At 43.8% G+C, this 2,970-nt stretch carries 5 protein-coding genes; 3 read left to right on the top strand and 2 right to left on the bottom strand.

What is annotated here, in order from left to right:
• A partial coding sequence (locus J07HQW2_RS10445) for a hypothetical protein (protein WP_021055469.1) occupies positions 1–685 on the top strand: 685 nt, incomplete at its 5' end.
• 334 nt (positions 686–1,019) lie between these two features.
• Positions 1,020–1,679, top strand: a complete 660-nt coding sequence (locus tag J07HQW2_RS10450; protein WP_048075244.1) for a hypothetical protein — start codon at positions 1,020–1,022, stop codon at positions 1,677–1,679.
• 16 nt (positions 1,680–1,695) lie between these two features.
• Here J07HQW2_RS10450 and J07HQW2_RS10455 read toward each other — a convergent pair whose 3' ends face one another.
• Both J07HQW2_RS10455 and J07HQW2_RS10460 read right to left on the bottom strand, forming a co-directional pair.
• Entirely contained in the window at positions 1,696–1,977 is a 282-nt protein-coding gene (locus J07HQW2_RS10455; protein WP_021055471.1) for a hypothetical protein, read from the bottom strand.
• A 57-nt stretch (positions 1,978–2,034) separates the two neighbouring features.
• Positions 2,035–2,547, bottom strand: a complete 513-nt coding sequence (locus J07HQW2_RS10460) for an SWIM zinc finger family protein (protein WP_021055472.1) — start codon at positions 2,545–2,547, stop codon at positions 2,035–2,037.
• 171 nt (positions 2,548–2,718) lie between these two features.
• On the opposite strand from J07HQW2_RS10460, the gene J07HQW2_RS10465 reads away from it, so the two are divergent.
• A complete protein-coding gene (locus tag J07HQW2_RS10465) occupies positions 2,719–2,925 on the top strand; it encodes a winged helix-turn-helix domain-containing protein (RefSeq protein WP_021055473.1) in 207 nt (68 codons plus the stop codon).
• Positions 2,926–2,970 lie beyond the last annotated feature (45 nt).

Below are 2,970 nucleotides of genomic sequence, written 5' to 3' on the forward strand. Positions count from 1 at the left end.
AACAGACTTAGAACGTACGATGCTTGAGAGAGTTATTATATCGTTGTATGTGGGGGTAGGTTTCTTTCTCATTTCAGCCACTCACTCCTACTATTGTAAATACTTCCACGACAGGAAGAAGCGTTTTGGATATACTTTTTTTGAAGGCTCCGGGCCCATACTTAATTACAAATATGGATATATTACTTCCCTCTTTTTAGGAATTCTATCTTCATCGCTATTTATTAATTATTTCATATTTGCGTTTGATAATTTCCCAGCCTCAGTATCAGATGGCTCAATACGATGGTTAGTTGGTTTATTCCTACTCGGTGGATTTTTGTTATTTATTGCATCACCGTACCTTGGCGGGGGTGCCGCACTAAAATGGGTTTTGGAAGGGTCTTTGATGTTGTTCACACTACTATTAATTCTCTCAATACCAGTAGACGAGACCGTCTTTGACCAAGTCCAATTTGTCTTTTCGGTTACTGGGGCAGTCCTAGCGGCTATATATCTTCGTTGGTTAGACAAATATATACTACCAAATCTTAACAAAGATGCAAGCAATCTCAGGGATGTTTTAGACACATTTGAGAATGATAGCCGACAGGTGTGGGCATTGTTTGGGACAGTTGCCTATTATGTGTTTTCTGGGGTATATATTTTGATTGGCTACTTATTTGTATTTTCCTACATCAATTGAGTTACGAGAACTTTCAATGTCTCTGTAAACCCACCAATAGTCCAACCAAACGCAACCCTTCATAATAAATGACTGCGGTGATAGTAGCTATGACGAGCAGGTCAGATAGGCGGAAAGCAATTAGGACTAACGTATGATGAGATTAGCTCATATTCGTTTTATGCGGAAATTATTACCGTTAAATCTTTATTGATTCCCTCTCAAATTACGGCATTACCAGAGATATTTTTCAGTTAATTATTATCCATAAATGAGCGAGAATAATCATCTTCCGAACCAACCAGGTAGTACACCTCAGCAGTCCAGCTATACACATAATGAGAATTTATCTCGAATGAGTGGAGATTCTGACAACCCGCCGATACCACCACGAAAAAATATTAAAAAGGGAACATACGCATTGGGAACCTGGAGTGGAGGGAGTACCCTTTATGAACTTGAGCATCCTCCCCTGATAGACAACCCAACTTGGAAACAAAAAGGTCACTTTGAGCACACCAACCCGAAGACCGAGAGTATATTCTTTCCAGATTCAACCACTGTGTCACAGTCGGACGATGGGGGGCCACTTCCAATTCATGAAAAGCAATTAACTAGTGAGGGGGAACTTGTAGCGACTTGGGTATACGCGAAGGAATTCAAATCCCTAGAAAATCTAAGCGATACCGATGCAGAGAGTAATCAGAAGGATGACCAAAATCACAAAAGTAAATCTGATAGACGTAGTCTTGGTGGTATAGAACAAGATACTGTTCATCACCGGACACTTTATTTGCTTAACCAGCTGTCAAGCGGCGAAGAAGATAAGATACCGGTAATGGATATTGTCGAAGAATCGCCCGACAAAACGGGTTCAATTACCGCCCAAATAAAAGACCTATGGAAGAGAAAATTAGTTGAAAGGAAAACTGTCGATGGTAAATTCGTCTATTGGATGTCAGGATATGGATATGAGGAACTTGATGAATTGAGTAAGCCATCTCTGGACTCTTAATTGGCATATAATCAAGTCATTCTGGTTTCTCATTACGTATCTGAATACTACCCGACTCTTCTGTAATCAGCCAGAGATACTTGTTATCAGCATTATTCAATTCCAGCTTACCAGTTAATCCCTGAACCTCGACGCCACCAATAGACAGCATCTCTGCTCTGTAAACTGTCTCTGTCTCAAGATAAAATCCAGTCACAACAAACTCTCCCGACTCCATTTCAACCCGAATTTGGTCGTATGTCGCCGTTGAATTTCCTGCTATTGACCCAATAACTTCGTCATCATCTGAATCAGACATACTTCCAGTACACAGCTACCTATCAAAAATCTGTCGTAAAATAAACCCGCTACTATCCTATCGAGACAGATAACACTCGAAACAACAGAGTTCCTCAGCATCCGGCCCATCACAATGTGGGTCATCGTTTGGACACGTTTCTGCCTCGGTCTCAGTCTCCACAGTCGCCTCAGGAGCCCCCCCATCGGGTTTTAACCGCTCATACATAGTTTCGGTCTCGGTCTCTCCGGATGGCTCTGAGTGCGGCGAGAAGGCGACAGCTGCATTGAGCAAAGTTGGGCCTCCAATAACAGCTACTGCTAGCATATGTTTGCAGACCCGACCATTCGGACTGTGATAATGTGTAAACCCCTTGCAGGTACATGAGACAGGAATTCCCTGTTCATCGACCATCACTCGGTACGTGTGTTCATTTTTCTCAAATCCATAGCTGGCGTTACAGACTTCTATCTCAAAAGGAGCGACAACAGTGAACTCCCATCGCGACCACGCGACCCGTTTGGATGTCCGAACATCGAATTCGAGGTCGCTGACGATACTCTTTTTTACCGGCTTGGCGTCAATTGTCATTGCTTCTGGTCTCCAATCGGAAGCACCGGTCTCGTGTTACAGCACGAGGCCACTTTTTCTGTGACAATTCCGGGGCTTCCTACTACACTTTAGGCAGCAGTCAGTATATAACCATTTCGAACGTATGCACACAAACATAAGAGTCATATCGGAACATAATATACTATTACTATGACCGAAATTGACCTCAGCCCAACAGACCGTGCTATCTTCAAAATGCTCCGGGAGGGTCGGTGTACGCCAGCCTATATCGCCGCAGAACAGGAATACTCTCGCGCACACGTTCGGAACCGACTCCAGCGACTGACCGAGCATGGGTACGTCACGCGGCTCCACAAAGGGTTGTGCGAACTAGACAGCGACCCAAGCACGGAGTGACCTTAGCAGCGATAAGTGGCGCGACGTCTCGGGTAGTTAGAACAC

The organism is Haloquadratum walsbyi J07HQW2, from assembly GCF_000415985.1.
Lineage (GTDB): Archaea > Halobacteriota > Halobacteria > Halobacteriales > Haloferacaceae > Haloquadratum > Haloquadratum walsbyi_B.